Consider the following 21867-nt stretch of genomic DNA (forward strand, 5'->3'; position numbering starts at 1 on the left):
TTACGGCGTACCCGGATATTACAATTTCCTTGAAGTTACCGTTGCGCCGTATCGCTAAACTTTGGTATATTGTTGGCTCTTCGTCAGCGCCTGATTCTGCCAAAATAGTACATGGCAACGTTTATACGTCGCTTCATTTCCACTACATGCATCCCGGGACACCTGTAATTTGTACAATTCCCATGAGTAATTACTCAATTAAAGATTTAGAACAGCTTTCCGGAATCAAGGCACACACGCTGCGAATCTGGGAGCAACGTTACAACATCATCTCGCCGAAACGGACGGATACCAACATCCGTACTTACGATGACCAGGATCTGAAACTGGTACTGAACATTTCCCTGTTAAAAGATCACGGCTATAAAATCTCCGAAATTTCGAAAATGTCGGGCGAAGAGATGGCGCACGAAGTCGTCAGCATCTCCGACCGCAAACTGAACTATCCCGACCAGATTCATGCCCTGACCATCTCGATGATCGACCTCGACGAAGACCGGTTCGAGAAGATCATCAGCACCAACATTCTCCAGTTCGGCTTCGAGAACACGATGATTTATATCATCTATCCGTTCCTGAGCCGCATCGGAACGCTGTGGGTCACCGGCTCCATCGGCCCGGCTCAGGAGCATTTCATGTCGAACCTGATCCGGCAGAAAATCATCGTCGCCATCGACGGCCAGGTCAGCAAGCAGCGTTCGAACGCCCGGAAATACCTGCTCTATCTGCCCGAGGGGGAACTGCATGAAATCAGCCTGCTTTTTGCTAACTACATCATCCGGGCGCGGCACAACAAGGTGATTTACCTGGGGCAGAGCCTGCCCTTCACGGAACTGGCGTTTGCCTGCAACGTCCACCGGCCCGATTATATCTTTACGGCCATTACGTCCGTACCGAGTAACAACGAGGTGCAGCCGTACGTCGATAAACTGGCGCGGGCCTTCCCGGATTCGCACCTGCTGCTGACCGGCTACCAGATCGTCGGACAGGACATCAACATGCCCGCCAACGGCACGGTCGTCAATAACGTCGAGGACCTGATCCGGATCGCCAACCAGTAACCGACACCGTCTACGGATTGACTACATTCACGGGCCTTCCCTCCAGGAAGGCCCTTATATTTTCGGCCGACTGTTGCAGCAGCCGCCCGCGAGCCTCGGCCGTCGCCCAGGCCAGATGGGGCGTGATGAGGCAGTTACGGGCCGAAAACAGCGGATTTCCGGCGGTCGGCGGTTCGACCGAAAGCACATCCAGCCCGGCCCCGGCGATCCGGCCGGCATTCAGCGCATCGGCCAGATCGGCTTCATGGATCAGCGCCCCCCGGCTCGTATTGATCAGGTAAGCCGTCGGTTTCATGCGGCCGAGCAGGTCGCGGTTCACAAAGCCGCGGTTTTCGTCCGTCACGGGGCAATGGAGCGAAACCACGTCGCTTTCCGCAAAGAGTGCCGGCAGGTCCACATACCGGATGCCGGCGGGCGGCTCCTGGCCGGTATGCCGCCGGTTGACCAGCATCTTCATGCCCAGCGCCTGCCCGACGGCGGCCACGCGCGCGCCGATGTCGCCGAAGCCGACAAGGCCCAGCGTTTTCCCGGCCAACTCGACCAGCGGGGTTTTCCAGTAACAGAAATCGGGGGTCCGGCTCCAGTCTCCGGCCCGGACGCTTTCGGCGTGCAGCCCCACCTGCTGAGTCAGTTCAAGGAGCAGGGCGATGGTCAGCTGCGCCACCGAATCGGTGCCGTAGCCTTTGACGTTGGTGACCGTGATGCCCCGCTCCCGGGCGGCCCGCACGTCGATGATGTCGTAGCCGGTGGCCGTGACACCGATGTATTTCAGCCGGGGCAGCCGTTCCAGCAGGGTGCGATCAAACCGGATTTTGTTGACCAGGGCGAGGTCGGCGTCCTGAAGGCGTTCAGAAACCTGTTCCGGGGCGCTGCGGTCAAAAAGGGTAACGTGACCGAGTGCGGTGATGGGCGACCAGTCGAGGTCGCCGGGATTCAGGGTGTAGGCGTCCAGATAGACGATGTTCATGGCCGGGCGGTATTGTTGCCGGCGAAAATACGGAGAAGCGCGAACGGCCCAAACGCTCAGGCCGCCAAACCGCCGATAAATTCCAGTGCCCGGCGTTCGGCCCACGAAAATTCGTCGTTTCTAAGGGCAAAACCGACATGACCGCCGGTGCGCGGTGTCTCCAGATAGATCAGCGGATGGCTTTCGGCCAGCTGGCGGGGAGAGCATTCGGGCGACAGAATCGGATCGTTCTGGGCGTTGAGGACCAGGGTCGGTATGGCGATGCCGGGCATGAAATTGACGGCCGACGCCTGGGTGTAAAAATCGTCGGCGTCGCGATAGCCGTTGACCGGCGCGGAGAAGAGCTCGTCGAAATCCCGCCAGAAACGAACTTCCCGCAGCCGGGTCATATCGAGTCGGCCCGGAAACAGGTCGGATTTCCGCTGAATCTTCAGCACCAGCTTCTTCATGAACCGATCCCGATAAAACCGGTTCGAGGGCAGGTCGAGCAGCCGGGCGCTGGATTCCAGGTCGGTCGGCGAAGAGACGGCGACGGCGCTCCTGATCACGTCCGGCACTCCTATCCCATGCACACCTAAATATTTCAGCGTGATGTTGCCGCCCATGCTGAACCCGATCAGGGCCACTTCCCGATACGGACGGGTCCGCAGCGCGTGCCTGATTACTTCGTCCAGATCTCCGATTTCGCCGTGATTGTAGAGCCGGAAGGCGCGGTTCATCTCCCCGCTGCACGACCGGCAGTTCCAGGCCAGCACCGCCCAGCCGTTCCGGGCAAAGAGCTTGGCGGTTCCGCGGACGTAATGCCGGTTCGAATCGCCTTCCAGACCGTGAGTGATCACCACCAGCCGCTCGCTTTTCCGGTCGAGCCAGTCCAGGTCGACAAAGTCTCCGTCGGATAATGTCAGTCGCTCCCGCTCATAGGCAAAGCCGCCGATTTTCCGGAACAGGCTCGGTACGATCGTCTGCATATGTCCGTTGATGAGATAACGGGGTGCTCCCGGGTAGGAGGAGTGTCGGATAACCTGCATGCCAGGTAACTATTTAGTCGATAAGCTGTTAATTTTAACGGATTTTACAAAGGTTAGTTCCCGTCATGCAGATTGCGAAGTACCTCTCGGTTTTACTGGCCAGCACGCTGAAGTTCATCGGCGGCCCGCTGTCGGGGGCGGCCCTGGGTCTGAACTGGGTCGAAACCTGGCTCTGTACGGTGCTGGGCATGATGCTGAGCGTGATTACGGTGACGTATGCCGGCACGGCTTTCCGGGCCGTCGTCGGGCGTTTCCGCAAATCGAAGCCCCGGCGGTTCACGCGCCGGACCCGGCTGGCGGTCAAGGTCTGGAAGCGGGCCGGCATCTTCGGCATCGCCCTGCTGACGCCCCTCATCCTGACGCCCATCGGCGGTACCATCCTGGCGCTGTCTTTCAAAGTCCACCGCCCGCAGATTTTCGTCTACATGCTCTTAAGCGCCCTAAGCTGGGGCATTGTCTTCACGCTGCTCGTCTACCAGATTCCGGGAGTGTTCAAGTGAAGTTTAAGAATTGAGGGGTTGGGGAATTTAAGAGTTAAGGATTTGGGAAAGCGAAGCCGGCCGCCCTACCTCCCCAACTCAACTCCTCAACCCTTAAACCCTTTCAACTCCCCAACCCCCTTCCCTCACCGGCTGACCGTCACCGGCTTACCGGTGGATTTCTTGCGGAAGTCTCCGCGGGAGAAGTATTTTTCGATGAGGCAGTACATCAGGATGAAGAAGTAGCGGCTGCCCATCTCCTTGATTTTCAGTTTGGATTCCCCGTATTTCCGGTTCGTCCAGCTGTTGGGCACAACGGCATAGGTATAGCCGCGCACCATGGCTTTCAGCGGCAGTTCGATCGTCAGATTGAAGTGGGGCGACAGAAAAGGCTTCAGCCCTTCGATGGTTTCACGTTTGTAGAGTTTGAAGGCGTTGGTCGTGTCGTTGTACCGGATGCCCATGACCATCCGCACGATGAAGTTGGCGACGCGGTTGATGTATTTCTTCAGGGCAGGGTAATCGACCACCCGGCCGCCCTTGTTCCAGCGGCTCCCGAACACGCAGTCGACGTCGGTTTCCACCATCTTCTGATAAAACTTGACCAGATCTTCCGGATCGTCCGACATATCGGCCATAAATACCGCCACGCAGTCGCCCTTGAAGCGTTCCAGGCCGTAGCGCACGGCATAGCCGAAACCGTTAGGGCCGAGGTTGGTGTAGTATACCAGCGTCGGGATTTCGAGGGAGAGCTGATCCAGCACCTCCAGCGTCCGGTCTTTCGAGTTATCGTTCGTGACGCAGATTTCGTGGGGAATACCGTATTTGGACAGAGTCTGATACAGAGTCCTCAGGGTTTCCGGCAGAGAGTCCTGTTCATTGTAAGCGGGTATAACTACACTCAGTTTCATCGACAAGGGTAAATGGTGTTCTGATTATGGTCTGTTTGTTAAGGAAGTAAGCTGTTCTTCATAACGCGCGATCGTCGCGCGAAGTGTTCGGTCGTACCGATATTCCAGCCAGCGGTTTACATTCTCAAACATCTCCTTCCGGTTTTTCAGAAAAAACAGGTTCTGGTTCGAATGCACATTGCTCAGGCCGCCCCGGTGTTTGCGGTATACGCCCATGATCTCGTCAATATAATGAATTTTTCCCTGTGCCGCCAGCTGGATTACCATCGCCCAGTCACCGGCCGCGGCCCGGTGGTGCCAGTCGGCAAAGTCCTGCTCCCTGAACATATTGCGGTACAGCGTACTGGCGGTGCCGATGAACCAGCGGTCGGCCAGCACGTCTTCAATCGTACTGTCGGCTTTCTGGTCCGGCGGGTTGAACGAATGCTCCGGCGAACCGTCTTCATAGATGACCCGCAGGTTGTGGTGACAAATGGAATAGTCGGGGTGGCTGTCCATGAAATCGACCTGTTTCTGTAGTTTCAGCGGGTCGGTCCAGTAATCGTCGCCTTCGCAGAGAGCCACGTACTCCCCCCGGCAGTCTTTCAGCAGCTTCAGCACGTTGTGGCGACCGGCAAACTCCCGGGGCTCCTGCGGCCCAAGGTTGTGAGGGTGCAGAAACGCCCGGATGCGGTCAGGGTGCCGGTCGGCATACCGGCGGATCAGGGCCGGGGCTCCGTCCGTCGAGCCGTCGTCACCGATCACAATCTCAAACGGGAAGGTGGTCTGCTGGCTCAGGGCGCCGTCGAGGGTCTGAGCGATGTACCGCTCATGGTTGAACGTCGGAACGCAAACGCTTACTTTACAGGTCGTTTCCATGGCTCAGGCTTTGGGTTTCCAGTGTTCCGGCACGTCGGGGACGGCTTCCCGGATGGCTGCGATCTGTACGGGGGATAGCGGTCCGAGTGTTTCCGCCCGGCGGTTGGCCCTCACCTGGGCTTCGTTCCGCATTCCGGGAATGACCACCGAAACCTGGGGGCTGGACAGGCAGAAGCGCAGGGCCGAAGTGGTGATCCCGCCCGGCAACGCATCGAGAAACGCCAGCTTGCGGGCGCCGGCCAGCAGCCACTGTCGGTCCCGGTCAGGCAGATAATGGCGGTATTGATCTTCCGGAAAAACCGGGTCCTGCGTGAGGTAGTTCGGATTCAGGAAACCGGATGCCAGCGGCACCCGGGCGATGAACCGATACCGGGCGGCCTGGGGCTGCGACCACAGGACATCCTCGGCCCGGCGGTCGAGGGCATTATACAGGATTTCCAGCGCCGAACCGAATCCGGCCTCCATCACCTGACGGGCTCCATATACGCTTTTCGAACTGACACCATAACTTTTGATCTTTCCTTCCCGAATCAGCCTTTCAAACGGCTCCGGATCGTAAGCGGACCAGTCGAAGGCGTCGGGCGGGCTGTGCAGCAGGAGAATGTCGAGGGTGTCGCGCTGCAACCGGCGCAGGCTGTTCTCGACCGCCTTCGGGAGGTAATCCGGCCCGAAATCCTGGCCCGGTACGCCCCCGGCGTTCAAGACGTTGCCGAATTTGGTGCAGACGGTGACCTCCTCGCCCGTACGCCCGCGAAGCGCTTTTCCGAGCAGGATTTCCGACTGGCCCTGGCCGTAACTGTCGGCGGTATCGAAAAAGCGGATTCCGTGGTCGAGGGCGGAATGGATCGCCCGGACGGTCTCCTGCTCATCGACGGCCCCCCAGCCCGTAGGCCGGCCGTTGACCACATTCGGGCCGCCAAACTGCCAGGTACCGAAGCCGATGCGGGGCTCGGGCGCGTATTGGGTTGTATTCATCAGGGCAAAAATACGAAAGGCTTCTTTCCCACAGGAAAGAAGCCTTCAATGAAATATCATACGAGCGACCGACTTCGCATCAGGCCAAAGCGACAGTATGAGCCGGATTAAGAATGATTTTGCCTTTGATCAGGCTGCGCTGACCGGGGTACTCGGCAAAAAAGGCGTGACGGCCGTGCAGAACGCGGTCATCATGGAAGAAGGCGGCTTCGCCTTTTTTCAGTTGCAGACCGTCTACCACGCCGGACTGCACGATCCGCAACTCCAGGAACTGGTGGAAACGTTCGCACAGGGCGAGCACTTCCGCCGAGTTTTCCTTGCGGTCGATGCAGTAGTAGTTCCAGTTGGCCAGATAGCCGTCTTCATCCTCATCCAGAATCTTGCGGACCTTGCGGCTACCGCCTTTCGAGAAGACGACTTCCGTCGACAACAGTTCTTCCAGCAGATTTTCTTCGCCGTCGAGCTTCATGCATTCGACCAGCGCGGGTAAGTCGAAAAACGTGGTGGCCCCGCCGATTTTGGCCTGGGAGGCACAATAGAAAAAGTTGACGGCTTCCTCTCCGTTCAGTTCGACATAGGAGTCGTCGGTGTGCATCGGCTGGCGGGTATTGCTCGAACGATACCGGTCGGGGATGTTGGGGTCGAAAGTGATGTCGATCCAGCGGTTACCGGTCGCTTTACCCGTGGCGATGTCCTCGTCGGCAGCGTGGATGCGGCCGATGGTTTCGGACAGTTGGCTGTAAAATTCATGAACCTGGTCGACCGGCGTATTGGAGGGGAAGTCTGCCAGGTGAACCAGTTTACTGGATAAAACGGCTTCTTTTACGTTCTGAATAGTTTCTTCAGGCGTCGTGTAAGTAACTCGCTGAAAGTAGTTCATCGTCGTAGCTAAGTTATTTGAATGACTATTAAATACCTCACAATCAATTTCAAAAATACTAAAACTAGCATTATGGGTTTAAACTTTTTCTTAATCGGTAGATCCCGATCGCCAGGGCGCTGTAGACCCGTCCAAGTACCGGCGGCACCACATGATCACGGAGGATCTCGCGGGTTTCCTGCCGGCCGGGCGAGCCCAGACGAAGGTATTTCAGCGCCATCAGGTTCTTCGGATAATAGGAGTTGCGGTATTGCTGGCTGTGCAGCATCTTCTTGTAATATCGGGCTATATTCTTTTTCAGCAAGGGGTCGAACTGGTAGTTCAGTTCCTGATTGATGCCCTTGTACATCTCGATCCGGTTCTTCAGGAAACGGGCGTCGTCTTCACGGTCGGCGAAGCTGGAGCCGTTGCGGTTTTTGCGGTAGACGGACATGACATCCGGCAGGTAACCGATTTTGCCGTACTTCGCCAGCAGCACGTAACGCGGAATATCCCCACTCATCGACTTCTTGAACCAATCGGGGTATTCTTTGATCACGTTGCGGAACATCACGCTCGAAGTCGCCATGAACCAGATTTCATCCTCGCCGATCAGGTCCTCGATCGTACAGACCGCCTTCTGATCGGGGGGGTTCAGCTCCTGTGAGGGCGAGCCGTCTTCCCAGGTAATGAGGGCATTGTGAAAGCAGGTGGAAAAATCGGGATGGGCCTGTAGAAAATCGACCTGTTTCTGTAGTTTGAGCGGATCGGTCCAGTAGTCGTCGCCGTCCATGGCGGCAATGAATTCCCCTTTGGCCAGCCGGTAGGTAGCCAGGGTATTGAACAGCCCGTTCTGCCCCATATTGTGGGGATGCAGCACGGGCCGGATCAGATCCGGGTACCGGTTGGCGTAATCGGTGATCAGCTCACGGGTACCGTCTTTCGAAAAATCGTCGCCGATCAGAATTTCGAACGGAAAGTTCGTTTTCTGACTGACAACGCTCTCGATGGCCTCCCCGATGAAATTGACCTGGTTATAAGTGATGATGCAAACGCTGACTTTCATTGCCGGCTGGCTCTCAAAAGAGCGGGCCGGACAAGCCGGCCGCTCCGGAAAACCGTCTTATGCGTAAACCTCTTTGATCTGACTGGCCGACGGGAAGTCCGGCGTAACCAGTTCTTCCTGGGGCTTATATATATAAGGCATCGGAAAACCGCGCTCGATGAAGGTCGGCTCGGTCAGATTGTTGTAACGAAGCTGAACGGACCAGCGAATGTTGCGGCTGACGTTGTTACCGGAACGGTGAACCAGGAAGGCCGAGAAAATCAGCACGTCACCGACCTCATATTCGGTCTGGATGAAATCTTCATCTTTCAGATTGTCAGTAATATAACCCGAATAACCGGTGGTGTTGGCCTGCATCAGGCCCGCTGTATGGCTGCCGGGAATGACCTGCAGGGCGCCGATTTCCTCCCCGGCCGGAACCATCGGGAACCAGACTACCACGCTGTCGAGCGAACCCTGGCCGGTCCGCCAGTCCTGGTGAGCGCCGAGTTTCCAGTGGGTGCTGCCGTCTTTGGACAGGAAGCGGCTGTTGAACTGCATGGCCGGGCGAACGGCAATCACGGGTTTTTCGATGCCGACCCCTTTCACCAGATTCAGGATTTCGTCGCTGACGCCGAGTTTGTGCAGCAGAACGGTATGCTGGACGGTTTTGCCGGTGCTGACGAAGGCGTTGAAATCCTTTTCAAAAAATTCGAACATGGCCTGCTCGAACTCGTCCCGGTTTTCAACGTCCACGCTGCGGCCCAGCACATGGTTGATCTGGATGGCGAAGATTTCGCGGGCTTCGCGGTAGATCGCTTCAACGGTTTCCTTGTTAAGGGTATTCTTCAGCAGGAGATACCCGTCTTTCTTGTATTGTTCGATTTGTTCAGCCGATAACATTGCGATTGTAGTTTAGTGGTTCGGATGAGATAGCGTTGATCTGTCAGAATTGACAGCACAAAGAACGTGCTTCGCCGGCAATCGCAACATGACGTGGATCAGTCTTCCCAAACGGCATATCCGAAACCCGACGCACCGAAACCGTTTCCGTTATACAACAAATATTTCTTGCCCTTATGTTCATAGTAGTGTGCATATCCGATCATAAGGTAATCAAAATCATCAGGATTATCGGACATTTGGATACCTACCAGATGATCTTTTCTTTCCCAGTTCACCCCGTCCGCGGACTCGGCGTAACCCAGCCGGTAGGCCTGATTTCGGTCAGTCCGGTAGTCGCGGGTGTGGCGATAGGAATAATACATTTTGTAGATCCCGTTTTGTTTGAACACACTCGGCCGGCCGACGGCGTGCAGGAAATCGTCGAAATCGAGCGTCGGAATATCGCTGATCTCCCAGTTGATCCCGTCTTTCGAGACGGCGGACTGGCAACGGTAGAACGGTTCGGGATAGCCGTGAATGTATTCGCACTTATGCCCGGAGATGTACCACATCCGCCAGGTGCCGTCGTCTTCGCGGATCACGGACGGCTGCCCGGCCCAGATCGGGTTCTTGATGTTCCGATCCATCACCGGACCGCGGAACATCTTTTTGAACGTCAGGCCCCCGTCCGTACTGACCGACAGCCCGACGGACAGGCGGTAGGAGTTCCAGGTCCGGTTCCAGCCGGTGTAATACAGCCAGATGTCTCCGTTGGGCATGTCGACGAACCAGGCCGGCATGGCGCCGGTTTCGTCGTATTCGCCCGGGCCGCCCAGTTCGAGGACGGAGCGGTGGTGAATGTTCAGAATGTTGGTCGGGTCGTCGTAATCGACGTCGATGAACGTCGGCCGCGACTGCACCTTATCGTCCCGCGATGAAAAATAAATGCGGAGAAAATCGGGATGTTTATAGGCGAACGGTACCTGTGCGTGCGTCCGGCTGTGGGCCAGCGTACCGTCCGGTTTATAGATGACTCCTTTCTTGATCCAGGCCATTCGTGTAGTGGGCAATCGGTACTGTGCCGCCGGTTATTGAGCTGCTTTTTCGGCGCGGGCCCGCCAGTTATCTACAAAATCCTTGCCGGGCATCGGCAAATCAATATCAACTTCCGGCGCTTTTTCGCCAACGGTATACTCCATGACGTAGAAAGCGTTGCCGAAAATATAATGCAGCTTGAAATTCAGCGCATTGGCCGGAACGTCTTCCAGCGGCACTTCGGCCCGGAACAGGGGATTGGCTTTCCGCAGCGTGGCATATGAGGGCCGGTTCCGCAGCCAGGGAGCGATGCTTTCATCCCCGATCACGACCTTTCCGCCCGGCTTGACGACGCGCGTCATCTCCTCGAACGCCTGTTTGCGCTCCGAGAAGGTGTTGATGCCGCCGAAGTGGAACAGGGCGTCGAATGCGCCGTCGGCAAAAGGCAGGTAGGAGCCGTTGGCCAGCAGAAAGTGAATGTCGACCGACTTGGACTGAAGTTTCTCCGTCGCCAGCCGCAGCATATTGGGCGAAAGATCGGAAAGAACGGCCGTACCGCCGGGCGTGACCTGGTCGATGATGAGGGCGGAGTCCTTGCCGGTTCCGGCGCCGACTTCCAGCACCGTCATCCCCGGTTTGAGTTCCAGCAGGCCGATCATGAACCGGCGGGTGGCGGCTTCGTCGGAGTGGTCGAGGGTTTCGAACACCCACGAAACGCCCCGGTCGTAGCGCTGCGAAGCGGCCGCCTGATCGTACAGATACTGTTCGCGGGCGTCTTCGGCCAGCAGTTCCTTCGGATACAGGGCGTTGATGATGCCGCCTTCCAGCACTTCGTAGGTAGTTCCGCCCTGGCTTGTCAGGGTTTTCTGATCGTCGGAAAGCGTAAGAGGTGTCCGGTCTTTCGGATCAACCAGTGAAAGCATAAATTCTTGAGGTGTCATTCTGTGTTCGGACGCAAAAGGAGCTAAAAGTCAGGCGGTCTGGCTAAGGCGTTTGGCCATGCTGTCGTGCATCTGCACCAGCGTCTGCTTCAGATCATAGGTCCAGTTCCAGTCGGGGTAGTGGCTTTTGAACTTCGACAGGTCGGAGATATACCAGATGTGGTCGCCGATGCGGTTGGTTTCCGAGTAGCTGAAACTCATCTTGTTGCCGGAGATTTCTTCGCAAAGGGTGATGGCTTCCAGCATCGAGCAGTTGGCATGACGGCCCCCGCCGGCATTGTATACTTCGCCCGCCCGCGGGTTCTGGTAGAAATGCCAGAACATATTCACCAGGTCATAGCTGTGGATGTTATCCCGAACCTGTTTACCCTTGTAGCCGAAAATGGTATAGTGATTGCCCGTAATGGCGCACTTCATCAGATACGACAGAAAGCCGTGCAGCTGCGCCCCCGAGTGGTTCGGGCCGGTCAGGCAGCCCCCCCGGAACACGCCGGTTTTCATGCCGAAGTACCGGCCGTACTCCTGCACCAGCACGTCGGCCGCCACTTTGGAAGCGCCGAACAGCGAGTGCTTGGTATGGTCGATGCTCATGAACTCGTCGATGCCGTTGGTGAAATACGGGTGGTTCCGGTCGATTTCCCAGCGGGTTTCCGTCTCGACCAGCGGCAGGAAGTTCGGGTTGTCGCCGTAGACTTTATTGGTAGAGGTGAAGATGAAGACGGCCTCGGGGCAGTGCTGCCGGGTCATCTCCAGCATGTTCAGCGTACCGGTCGCGTTGACGGCAAAGTCGGTGAAGGGCTCGCGGGCGGCCCAGTCGTGGCTCGGCTGAGCGGCCGTGTGCACGATGAGTTTGATGTCGGTGCCGTACTGGCGAAAAACCGCTTCGAGTTCTTCAACTTTACGGATATCGGCGGTGTGGTGTTCGTAATTAGGAAAAGTCTCCTGAAGGCGGTTGCGGTTCCAGTCGGTCGAGCCGTCGGTGCCGAAGAAGTACTGACGCAGGTTGTTGTCGATGCCCACGACGACATCGAACTTATCGGCGAAGAAGGCCACCGATTCACTGCCGATCAGACCGGCGGAACCCGTAACTAAGGCAATATTCATAATGACAGCTGTTTACAAGAAAAATACAAATCTTGAGTATGGATCAAATTAAGATACGGGTAAGGGTGTCCGGGCAATGCATCACGCTTTTTAGCGGTTGAGAATCTGGACACTGAAGCGCAAAGTTATACGGAATTTGGACAAACACCTTTCCATTAACTAAAAAGCCGGATGCCGTTTCACAAATCTAATAAAACTCTCCGAATTCGGTTTTCTCCACCGAAGGGGGAGAGTTATTTCAGCAGCCGCCATCGGACGATTCCCCAGCGGTGCAGACGGTAGAGAAGTGATACTTTCAGAACGCCCAGCCCGTAGATGCTGCTGCGCCGGAAATTGATCGAGGAAGCTTCCTCGAAATACTTGGTAGGGCAGGTCACTTCACCAATTTCAAACCCCTTGTTGAAAATCTGGGCGATCATCTCGTTGTCGAAAATAAAATCGTCCGAGTTGTGCGTAAAGTCCAGACTTCGAAGCACTTCGCCCGAGAAGGCGCGGTAGCCGGTATGGTATTCGGACAGCTTCTGGTTCATCAGAATGTTCTGCGTCAGCGTCAGAAACCGGTTGGCGATGTATTTGTAGAGAGGCATCCCGCCTTTCAGCGCTCCTTTGCCCAGAATCCGGGAACCGAACACGACCGGATACAGCCCCTGGCCGATCAGGCTGACCATGGCCCCGATCAGTTTAGGCGTGTACTGATAATCCGGGTGCAGCATCACCACGACGTCGGCCTGGAGTTCGAGGGCCTTCCGGTAGCAGGATTTCTGATTTCCGCCGTAGCCCTTGTTCTTTTCATGACGGATGATATGGACGATGCCCAGCCGCTGGGCTTCCGCCACGGTATTGTCGGGACTGGCGTCGTCGACCAGAATGACGTCGTCCACCAGATCAAAGGGGATTTCCCGGTAGGTTCGTTCGAGGGTCAGGGCTGCCCGGTAGGCGGGCAGCACCACAACGACCTTCTTTCCATTGTACATAGGGCCAGCTTGAAGAAGAAGTCCGGCGGATAACCGTATCATGTAGACGCCGGAAGAATATCCCCGTCACATCGATTGGGAACTGGATAAAAAAAAAGTAGCCTTGCAGTCTTTTCGAAGGCAGGGCTACCGGAAAGTGAAGAAGAATACGGGCCGATCAGTTGCCCTGAACGTTCCCCTGACCAAACAGCTTCTGACGGATTTTCGCCGTGCGCTGGTCCAGTTCCGGGCGGGCCGTATACTTGTAATTCGACTGCACGGCCGGTGAATCCAGACCCGGTCCGTAAACGTACTTGTCGCCTTCACGGTAATCCCGCTGGCGGATCGTATTGTATCTCTGGTAATCGCAGGAAGACAGGGATGCAACTGCCAGCACTAATATTCCTTTAGACAAAAGCCCTTTCATACAGTCGGTTTACGAAAATTCCCCACAAAAATATATTGCACCGGCTAATTCGCCAAAAATACTTTCGACATCACCGGCCGCCGTTTTTCAGCGACTCGATTTCCTCCCACACGAACCGGATCAGCCGGCCGATGTTCTCCTGCGAGAAATCGAAAGGCACGTCGGCGGCCCGGTAAATGTCCGTGATCGGGGCCATGTAGCCGAGTTTCAGAGCGTTGAAATAGCCCTGTAACCCTTTCTGCCGGTCCTGCCGGAAATTCATCCAGATGCCGATGGCTCCGAGCTGGGCGATCCCGTATTCGATGTAATAGAACGGCACTTCGTAAAGGTGCAGCTGTTTCTGCCAGAGGTACTCCTCGTAGCGGTCCAGCCCTTCCCAGCTCGTGACCCGGTCCGTAAACTCCTCATAAATGCGGACCCAGGTCTGCCGGCGCTCGTCCACGGTATGCGTCGCGTTTTCATACACCCAGTGCTGGAACTTGTCGATGGTCGCTACCCAGGGCAGCGTCTCGACGATCGATTCGAGGTGCTGGATTTTGGCCCGCTTCAGGTCGTCGGGATTCTCGAAGAACGAGTCCCAGTAGTCCATCGACAGCAGTTCCATCGACATCGACGCCAGTTCGGCCACTTCCATCGGCGGATTCCGGAACGATTTCAGCGGCAGGTCGCGGGTCAGGAACGAATGCACGGCATGGCCGCCCTCATGCACCATCGTCACGAGGTCGCGCAGGCTCGACGTCGCATTCATGAAAATGAACGGCACCCCGATTTCCTCCAGCGGGTAGTTGTATCCGCCCGGGGCCTTGCCCTTCCGCGACTCCAGGTCGACGTGGCCCATGGCCTTCATGATCCGGAGGCACTCGCCCAGGAAAGGGTCGAGCCGGGTGAAGCAGTCGATGGTTTTGTCGAGCAGTTCGGTGCCGGACTGGAACGGCTTCAGGGCCGCCCGGCCGTCGGGGTCCACCTTCGTATCCCAGGGCCGCAGCGGGTCGACGCCCAGTTTTTCCTTCCGCTCCTCCGCCAGCCGGTCGAGCAGCGGTACCACGGCTTTCGACACCGACGCGTGAAAATTGAAACAGTCTTCGGGCGTGTAATCGAATCGGCCGAGAGCCGCAAAGGCGTAATCCCGGAAATTGGCGAAACCGGCATTGACCGCGATCCGGTGGCGCAGGTCGCGCAGGTGGCTGTACAGCGCATCCAGCTGGTCCTTATCCCGGTAGCGCCGGTCCTGGATTTTCCGCCAGGCATCTTCCCGCACGGCCCGGTCGGTGTTCTGAAGCAGGTCCGACGCCCGCTGGAGGGTCATCTCCTCGCCCCGGATCTCGACCGTCATGGCCCCGGCGATGGCGCCGTACTTCCGCTCCTCGGTCTGCATTTCCGTCTGGAGCGGGATGTTCTCTTCCCGGAAGATCTCGATGCCTTTTTTCATGCCCCGGACGGTGATGCCGAAGCCCGGGTCCCGGAGTTCGCCGAGCCAGGGGCTTTCGACGGCCTTCTTGTCCAGCTCATTGCCGTAGACGGCCATCGGCGGCTGGATTTCGGTGATGAAGAAGTTCAGCCGGTTGATCAGTTCCTCGTCGGAGGTATTGCAGGTCATCCGGATATACCGCCACGCAAAGTTTTCCGAGAGGTAGGATTCCAGCTCGCTGCGGTCGGCCAGCCAGCGACGCAGTTCGTCCGCGTTGTGGATGGGCCGGTTCAGCAGGTTGTCGTACAGCGGTTTGGCATCGTCCCAGGTTTTGAGGTCGAACGATTCGCCGATGAACGGCCGGCCGGGGCGGGTAGGGAGGGTCAGGGTCTGTTCCATTATTCTATTTCAATGACGACATCGTTGGTCAGCGGGTGGGCGACGCAGGTCAGCACATACCCGGCTTTCAGTTCGGATTCCGACAGGCCGTCTTCCTCATCGAGTTTCACCTTTCCGGAGGTGCAGCGCCCCATGCAGGCGGTACACATTCCGGCCTGGCACGAATACGGCAGGTCGATGTCCAGTTCCAGAGCGGCTTCCAGAATGGTCTGGTGCGGTTCGACGGCGAATTTGTATTCGCTGCCTTCATATAATACCGTCACCTCCTGGTTCGAAGACTGGCGGGTCGATTCTTCCTCGATCACCTCGCCGTGGGCTTCGTGCGGGGTCGTGGCAAAGCTTTCCTTGTGTACCTGGCCGGACGGAACGCCCAGCAGCTGCAGGGCCCGGCGGGCTTCGTCCATCAGCCCCTCGGGGCCGCAGATATAAAATTCGGTGCGCCGGATTTCGTCGATCGGCAGCACTTCCAGCAGTTTCAGCATCGACGACTGGTTAAGCCGCCCCGTCGGCCCGGTCCAGCCTGTTTCCGGCTGGCTCAGAATATGGGTAACCTTCAGCCGACCGCCCGCCTGCTGTTCCAGCCGTTCCAGCTCCTTCCGGAAAATGATCGAACCGGTGTTCCGGTTGCCGTACAGCAGCCAGAGACTGCTGCGGGGTTCGACGTGCAGGATTGACTTAATCATCGAAATCAGGGGCGTAATCCCGCTGCCGGCGCCGATCAGGATGCGCCGTCGGGGCAGACCCGGATCGAGTTTCGGCACGAAGGTACCCAGCGGTTCGAGCGTTTCGAGGCTGTCGCCGGGTTTGACGGTGTCGCACAGGTAGTTGGAAACGGCTCCGCCCGGCAACCGCTTCACGGTGACGGCCAGCGACACATCCGTATGGGGAGAACTGGACATCGAGTACGACCGGCGTACCTTCTGTCCTGCGAAGGGTAAGATAAAGGTCAGGTATTGGCCGGGCTGATAACGAACGACTTCGTTGAGTGGGTGCCAGAAGTGGATGCTGACGGCGTCGGGCGTTTCCCGGATTACCTCTTTTACTTTCAGAAAATAACGATTTGCCATAATTCAGAATCGCCGGAGCGACTACCGCTTATTTGGTTTCGGCGGCTGGTAAACGGTGGTTTCGACCGCGTCTCGGGACGGCAACCGCCCGACCGGCCTGCAATATAGTACCGAATCGCCAATCTGGTTCTGTAACAAACTGTCGATGTTTGCGGTTTGCTTTTCTTCCCCACAAATTTCCGAAGGCACTACGGTTTTTTCCTATTTAGGCGGATATTAGCGGGAGAAGTTGATTTTCGTTGATGAAAAAAATCCTGTTTTTTACCCCGTACGGCTCCTTTACGGGTTCCGAGGTGGTTTTGTGGACGTACCTTCAGAAGTTCGACCGGAGCCGCCTGCAGGCGGCTTTGTACAGCGACCAGACCGGCCCCCTGATTCGCGAATTACCGGGCGACATTCCGTGGTTCACCTCGCCTTTTCATCGCGGGCAGGCCGAAAAATATTACGCCAAATTCGCCAACGCGCTCGGCGTCAGCGTCTACGAAAACAATATTCGCAAGATTCAGGAGAAGGTTCGGGCCGACTACTGGTATCTGAACACGGTGCTGATGTTCCCGATGTCGCGGCTGGCCGAGCAGATGGGCGTCAAAGTCATCTCCCACATTCACGAGCTGCACTCCTCCTTCGAATCCATCTCCTACGACGAGATGGCGCACGCCATGCGGTATTCGGAGCTGGTGATCGGCGTGACGCAGCAGATCTGCGACCTGGCCGCCGTCATGGAAGCTAAACGGACGGCCCTGCTGTATCCGGTGGTCGACCTGAGCCGGAACCAGGTGTCGGCCGGGCGGGTGGCCGAACTGCGGAGGTCGCTGAACATCGCGCCCGATGCCTTCGTCTGGACGATGGTCGGCACCCGGATTTACCGGAAAGGCATCGACCTGTTTCCGTTCATCGCGCAGGCGCTGGCCGACCGGCCGTGCCACTTCATCTGGATGGGCAACTCGAAACCGACCGGCCTGAATTATCTCGTCGAGAGCCAGGTCCGGGCGCTGAACCTGCCGAACGTCAGCTTCGTCGACGTGCAGACCGACGACTACTATAATTATCTGGGCCTCTCGGACGGGCTCGTCATGACCTCGCGGGAGGAGCCTTTCGGAAAGATCATGACCGAAGCGGCTTCGCTGGGCAAACCGCTCGTAGCGCCCAACGCCGGGGGGGCCCGCGAGTTTATCCGTCCGGGCATGGGCGAACTGGTCGACTATCCGGCACCCGAAACCTTCCGGGAAGCCATGATCCGGGTAATGGACCACCCCGCTGCGTATGACCCGGAGTTACTTCGGGAGAAAAGCGGAGAATTTGATGTGACTATCCAGTCAAAGAACTGGGAGCGTGCCATCCTCCAACTATGAAATCTACCAAAACGAAATTTAAAACCCGTCCAAATAGCCGCTTCACTCGCTGGAATAAAAATTTATTTATCTTTCTGTACAATTTTTATCCGACTAAACCATTAGGGCTATAGATAGGAATTACTTTCCTTTTGCAAGCGACAATCCGTTTTTCTCTAATTAGTAGTCGTCACTCAACCCAGGTTCATCCATTTCCGTCATAGACAATCGCGTCGTTTCGGGTTGAGGGTCTTTTCCAATTCCGGGTGTTTCACATATTGGAATGATTTTTGTCTTTCATGTATATGAAGTCAAAAATTAGTAGACAAATCGGGTCTACCTGTTAATCAATCCCGCACTTCGGTCATTCGAGACGAGACTTTTCTCCATCGAATTAACAGACTGGGGCCTGCTTCAGGGGAATACAGAAAACCGTGGTACGGATCGCCGGCCGACTCCGCACCGGGGACGACTGTACCCGTTACCATTCGTAAGAAGTGTCATATTAGACCATCGCACAGATGATCAGAGGATTTACTGCAATTGTTGTCTGGTTTGCTTTTTGTTTCGGATTCCTGTTTTCATATTCTGCCGCCCGGGGCGAAACCGGCCCGGCCACTTCTCATCTCCCGACACCGGCCAGGTCATCAGCCTCGGCCCCCAAAATTCCGGAGCGCCAGCGGTATCTTGCCATCGTCGTGTTCAATTATGAAACCGATCCCGCCATCGACGACGAGCGGATCGAGAATGCCGGCCGACAGGGATGCAATGCCGCCGAAATCTCCGTTCACTGGGATCGCGTTTATCCGAACCGAAACAGCGCCCCCAACTGGCGGGTCGTCGATTCCCACGTAAATACCGCTCTGCGCATGGGCATGAAGGTGGCGCTCCGCATCCTGGTGTCCCGCGATCCGGGCAATATCAACGGCTTCTGGTCCGATCAGGAATCGATGCGCGCGGGCGACAACAGCCCGATGAACTTCGCCGGGGCCGTCCAGTTCAGCTACGCCCACCAGCCGACGCTGGAAATGGCCAAAGGCTTCGTCCGGGAAGTAGCCCAGCACTTTCAGTATCTTCAGAATCAGGACAATCTCCTGTTCATGTCGGTGGTGGCCTCCCCCATTCAGGAAGCCGAATATTCCCCCCGGAACGGCCGCTCCGACGGCTCCAACTACCAGATCCCGTTCGATTACAGCGAACCCATGAAGCAGGCTTTCCGCCAGTGGCTTCAGGGACGGTACTCGCTGGCCGAACTCAACCGGCGCTGGGGCAGTGACTTCAGCCGCTGGGAAACCGTCATTCCTCCGCCCTATAACCAGTCGGACCCGCTGACCTCGTTCAGCCGGGGCCTCTGGGGACAGGATTGGTACGTGTTCCGGCATCTGATGCTGAAACGGTTCCTGGACGAAACCACCCGTACGATCCGGGAAGTGAACGGCGCCATTCAGGTCGTCAACCAGCACGGGTCCGTCTGGGACCGCCAGAGCGGTCTGCGAGGAACGTTCTCGTTCAAAAACCTGGCCCAGAATGCCGACGGGGTTAAAATCAACGACAGCCCTGACTACAACCACCGGTTTTCCATGGACGTTCTGCGCAGCAATCTGCGGTCCAACGCCTGGGTATGCAACGAAGTGGACGGCCTTTTTCACAGCTCGGTCAGTGTCGGGCGGTTTTATGAGCAGGTCGAGGAAAGCTTCGCTCACGGGGCGCGTCTGGTGACGCTCGCCAACTTCGGCGGTGCCGACGCCCGGCCGCTCCTGAATCAGCTGATTCAGCAGGTGGTGGGCCGCGGCCTGCTCAACCAGCCGGTGACCCAGGTGCAGACCGGCAGCAGCACCTCCTACAAACTGTCGACGATGGTCCGGGACGACGGCACCAACCCCGCCGGCCGTGCCAGTGACCAGTGGTCGCGGCAGTACGCCCAGAATGGCCGCCGGCCCGTCCAGATCGACCTGATCGAAGACTGGCTCGAAGACAACTCGAACCAGGACCCGCGCGTGAGTCAGCCGATTCCGAACCAGACGGCCTACCTTGACCGCCCGTTTGAGTTTTCCATCCCGCCTTCCACCTTCGAGGACCCCGACGGCTCGATTACCAAAGTGGAGATTATTTCCGGACTTCCGGCCCTGGGCCTCTCCGCCAACGGCACCAGCATCTCCGGAACCCCGAACGCGACCGGGACCATCACCGTGACGGTCCGGGCCATCGACAACAAGAATTCTCCGGTTACGACGCAGTTCCAGATCAACGTTCCCGGCCAGAACAACAACCAGCCGCCGGTGGTCGCCCGGGCCATTGCAGACCGGTCCACCTATGTCGGTCAACCCTATACGTATTCGATTCCGGCCGAAACCTTTTCCGACCCCGACGGCAGAATCGTGAGCATCAACGCCGGCGGCCTGCCCGGCGGCCTGAACTATATTCCGGCCACCAATTCGATCAGCGGAACGCCGGAAAACGTGGAGGTCTCCACGATTATCGTCAAAGCCACCGACGACAAAGGCAGCAGTGTCACGACCACCTTCAAACTGACCATTACGCGGGCCGCCGACGACAACAAACCGCCGGTAGTGGCCAAAGCCGTTCCGGACCAGACGGCCACCGTCGGGCAGTCCTTCAGCTTTGCTATTCCGGCCGAAACCTTTTCGGACCCCGACGGCCAGATCAACGCGCTGGAGGTATCGAGCCTTCCCGCCGGCATGAACTTCGATGCCGGTAACCGGACCATTTCCGGCACACCCACCACTGCCGGCAAGATCACCGTTACGGTGAAAGCGTTCGACAATAAAGGGGCCAGCGTCACCACGGATTTCCGGCTCACCATCAACCCGTCGTCGGCACCGGAGCAACTGGCCCTGCTCGAACCGACCATCGAGTGCAGCACCGGCAGGATCACGTTCCGTACCAGCGGAGGAAACGGCTCCACGATCGAATTCAGGGCGGTCGGGATCACCAACGACTGGACGCCCAATGCAACCTTCACCATCGATCCCTGGCTACGCAACGGGGTGACCTTCGAGATCACGGCGCGGCAAAGCGGCAGGGAGGTAAAATACACCTATACCACGACCTGCCAGGGCTATGATCCGCCTTCCGTCGTAAAGCCCATCGCCGACCAGAGCTATTTCATCGGTATGGATTTTACCTTTACCATTCCGCTGGAAACGTTCAAATCATCGGCTCCGTTGACCGGTATCGATGTGAGCGACCTGCCGCCGGGTCTGTCGTATGACAAAAACACGCGGACCATTTCCGGAAAAGCCACGCGGGTCGGTGCGACGAACGTCCATGTAACGGCCACCGACGAGCGGGGCGGACAGGGAAAAGATGACTTTATTCTGACTTTCCGCGAACCGCCGGCCCTCGAACTGATCGACCCTGCGTTCAACTGCCAGAACGGGCGGCTCACGATCCGTACCAACCTGGGCGACGGTACGCCCATCTCCTACGCCATCGACGGCATTTCCGACTGGACGGGCAACCCGGTCTTTTCCATTGAGTTCTCAAAGTGGAAAGGTGCCCAATTGACCCTGAGAGCCCGCCAGGGTAGCCGTCAGGTCAGCATGGTGTATACCACGAACTGTACGGTTCCCGGTTCCAGTACAATCACCGACCAGACGGCGATTGTCGGCCAGATCTATATCTTTACGCTGCCCAGTCTGGGTAATGACGTAACCATGGCGGTCAGCGGCCTGCCGGAAGGACTTTCTTATGATTCGGGCACGCGTACCATTTCCGGTACGCCCAAAAACGTCGGAAACTCCGTCGTGACCATTAAAGTGACCGACAATAAGGGGGCCACCACCGAGGTAGTCTTCAACCTGACGGTCAAACCCGTCGACGGCTCCGTTTCCGGAAACTTCGAGGGGTATCTGGATGCGGTCAACTGCATCTCGTTCGGTGGTTGGGTATGGGACCAGAATCAACCCAACACCCCGATTGTAGTCGAGTTTTTGGCCGGCACCTCCCCGCAGTCGGCGACGGTCGTAGGCAGCATCCTGGCCGACATCAACCGCCCGGACCTGCGCGCAGCCGGGAAAGGCAACGGGATCCACGGCTTTGCCGCTCCGGTGCCGGATAACCTCAAGAACAACCAGACGATCACCATCTGGGCCAGAGTGCAGGGCAGTACTT

General features: G+C 57.3%; 19 protein-coding genes. 4 read left to right on the forward strand and 15 right to left on the reverse strand.

Annotated elements, in window-relative coordinates:
* Window positions 1-182: 182 nt before the first annotated feature.
* Window positions 183-1061, forward strand: coding sequence for a MerR family transcriptional regulator (locus DX909_RS28050; protein ID WP_128548576.1), 879 nt, complete (start codon window positions 183-185; stop codon window positions 1059-1061).
* Between the two features lie 10 nt (window positions 1062-1071).
* On the opposite strand, the gene DX909_RS28055 is transcribed toward DX909_RS28050, so the two are convergent.
* Window positions 1072-2028: a D-2-hydroxyacid dehydrogenase gene (locus DX909_RS28055; RefSeq protein WP_128548577.1), complete on the reverse strand. Its 957-nt coding sequence runs from the start codon at window positions 2026-2028 to the stop codon at window positions 1072-1074.
* Between the two features lie 56 nt (window positions 2029-2084).
* Window positions 2085-3056 (reverse strand): YheT family hydrolase, encoded by a 972-nt coding sequence (locus tag DX909_RS28060; protein ID WP_128548578.1) that lies wholly within the window; start codon window positions 3054-3056, stop codon window positions 2085-2087.
* A 65-nt stretch (window positions 3057-3121) separates the two neighbouring features.
* Here DX909_RS28060 and DX909_RS28065 point away from each other — a divergent pair, with 65 nt between their 5' ends.
* Window positions 3122-3556, forward strand: a complete 435-nt coding sequence (locus DX909_RS28065) for a hypothetical protein (protein WP_128548579.1) — start codon at window positions 3122-3124, stop codon at window positions 3554-3556.
* 125 nt (window positions 3557-3681) lie between these two features.
* On the opposite strand, the gene DX909_RS28070 is transcribed toward DX909_RS28065, so the two are convergent.
* From DX909_RS28070 to DX909_RS28130, 13 genes are all read right to left on the reverse strand, one after another.
* Complete coding sequence (locus tag DX909_RS28070) at window positions 3682-4446, reverse strand: glycosyltransferase family 2 protein (RefSeq protein WP_128548580.1); 765 nt, start codon at window positions 4444-4446, stop codon at window positions 3682-3684.
* A gap of 24 nt (window positions 4447-4470) precedes the next feature.
* Complete coding sequence (locus tag DX909_RS28075; RefSeq protein WP_128548581.1) at window positions 4471-5304, reverse strand: glycosyltransferase; 834 nt, start codon at window positions 5302-5304, stop codon at window positions 4471-4473.
* Between the two features lie 3 nt (window positions 5305-5307).
* Window positions 5308-6279 (reverse strand): aldo/keto reductase, encoded by a 972-nt coding sequence (locus tag DX909_RS28080; RefSeq protein WP_128548582.1) that lies wholly within the window; start codon window positions 6277-6279, stop codon window positions 5308-5310.
* 79 nt (window positions 6280-6358) lie between these two features.
* The gene (locus tag DX909_RS28085; RefSeq protein WP_128548583.1) at window positions 6359-7159 is read right to left on the reverse strand and encodes a TauD/TfdA family dioxygenase; all 801 of its coding nucleotides are present in this window, start codon (window positions 7157-7159) and stop codon (window positions 6359-6361) included.
* Between the two features lie 70 nt (window positions 7160-7229).
* On the reverse strand, window positions 7230-8204 hold the full coding sequence (locus DX909_RS28090) for a glycosyltransferase family 2 protein (protein ID WP_128548584.1): 975 nt from the start codon (window positions 8202-8204) through the stop codon (window positions 7230-7232).
* Between the two features lie 57 nt (window positions 8205-8261).
* Window positions 8262-9086: a phytanoyl-CoA dioxygenase family protein gene (locus DX909_RS28095; protein ID WP_128548585.1), complete on the reverse strand. Its 825-nt coding sequence runs from the start codon at window positions 9084-9086 to the stop codon at window positions 8262-8264.
* Between the two features lie 98 nt (window positions 9087-9184).
* On the reverse strand, window positions 9185-10123 hold the full coding sequence (locus DX909_RS28100) for a hypothetical protein (protein WP_128548586.1): 939 nt from the start codon (window positions 10121-10123) through the stop codon (window positions 9185-9187).
* Window positions 10124-10156: 33 nt separating this feature from the next.
* Window positions 10157-11026: a class I SAM-dependent methyltransferase gene (locus DX909_RS28105; RefSeq protein ID WP_229311233.1), complete on the reverse strand. Its 870-nt coding sequence runs from the start codon at window positions 11024-11026 to the stop codon at window positions 10157-10159.
* 48 nt (window positions 11027-11074) lie between these two features.
* Window positions 11075-12148 (reverse strand): NAD-dependent epimerase/dehydratase family protein, encoded by a 1074-nt coding sequence (locus tag DX909_RS28110; protein ID WP_128548588.1) that lies wholly within the window; start codon window positions 12146-12148, stop codon window positions 11075-11077.
* Window positions 12149-12381: 233 nt separating this feature from the next.
* Complete coding sequence (locus tag DX909_RS28115) at window positions 12382-13122, reverse strand: glycosyltransferase family 2 protein (protein WP_128548589.1); 741 nt, start codon at window positions 13120-13122, stop codon at window positions 12382-12384.
* A 157-nt stretch (window positions 13123-13279) separates the two neighbouring features.
* Window positions 13280-13528 carry a hypothetical protein gene (locus DX909_RS28120; protein ID WP_128548590.1) on the reverse strand — a complete coding sequence of 83 codons (249 nt, stop codon included), beginning with the start codon at window positions 13526-13528 and terminating at the stop codon, window positions 13280-13282.
* A gap of 70 nt (window positions 13529-13598) precedes the next feature.
* Window positions 13599-15335, reverse strand: a complete 1737-nt coding sequence (locus tag DX909_RS28125; protein ID WP_128548591.1) for a M3 family oligoendopeptidase — start codon at window positions 15333-15335, stop codon at window positions 13599-13601.
* Window positions 15335-16402 carry a ferredoxin--NADP reductase gene (locus tag DX909_RS28130; RefSeq protein ID WP_128548592.1) on the reverse strand — a complete coding sequence of 356 codons (1068 nt, stop codon included), beginning with the start codon at window positions 16400-16402 and terminating at the stop codon, window positions 15335-15337. Before DX909_RS28130 ends, DX909_RS28125 begins: the two co-directional genes overlap by 1 nt.
* A 242-nt stretch (window positions 16403-16644) precedes the next feature.
* On the opposite strand from DX909_RS28130, the gene DX909_RS28135 reads away from it, so the two are divergent.
* Window positions 16645-17754 (forward strand): glycosyltransferase family 4 protein, encoded by a 1110-nt coding sequence (locus DX909_RS28135; RefSeq protein WP_128548593.1) that lies wholly within the window; start codon window positions 16645-16647, stop codon window positions 17752-17754.
* Window positions 17755-18431: 677 nt separating this feature from the next.
* A partial coding sequence (locus DX909_RS28140) for a putative Ig domain-containing protein (protein WP_164851439.1) occupies window positions 18432-21867 on the forward strand: 3436 nt, incomplete at its 3' end.

This window comes from Larkinella soli, from assembly GCF_003703975.1.
In the GTDB taxonomy this organism is placed as follows: domain Bacteria; phylum Bacteroidota; class Bacteroidia; order Cytophagales; family Spirosomataceae; genus Larkinella; species Larkinella soli.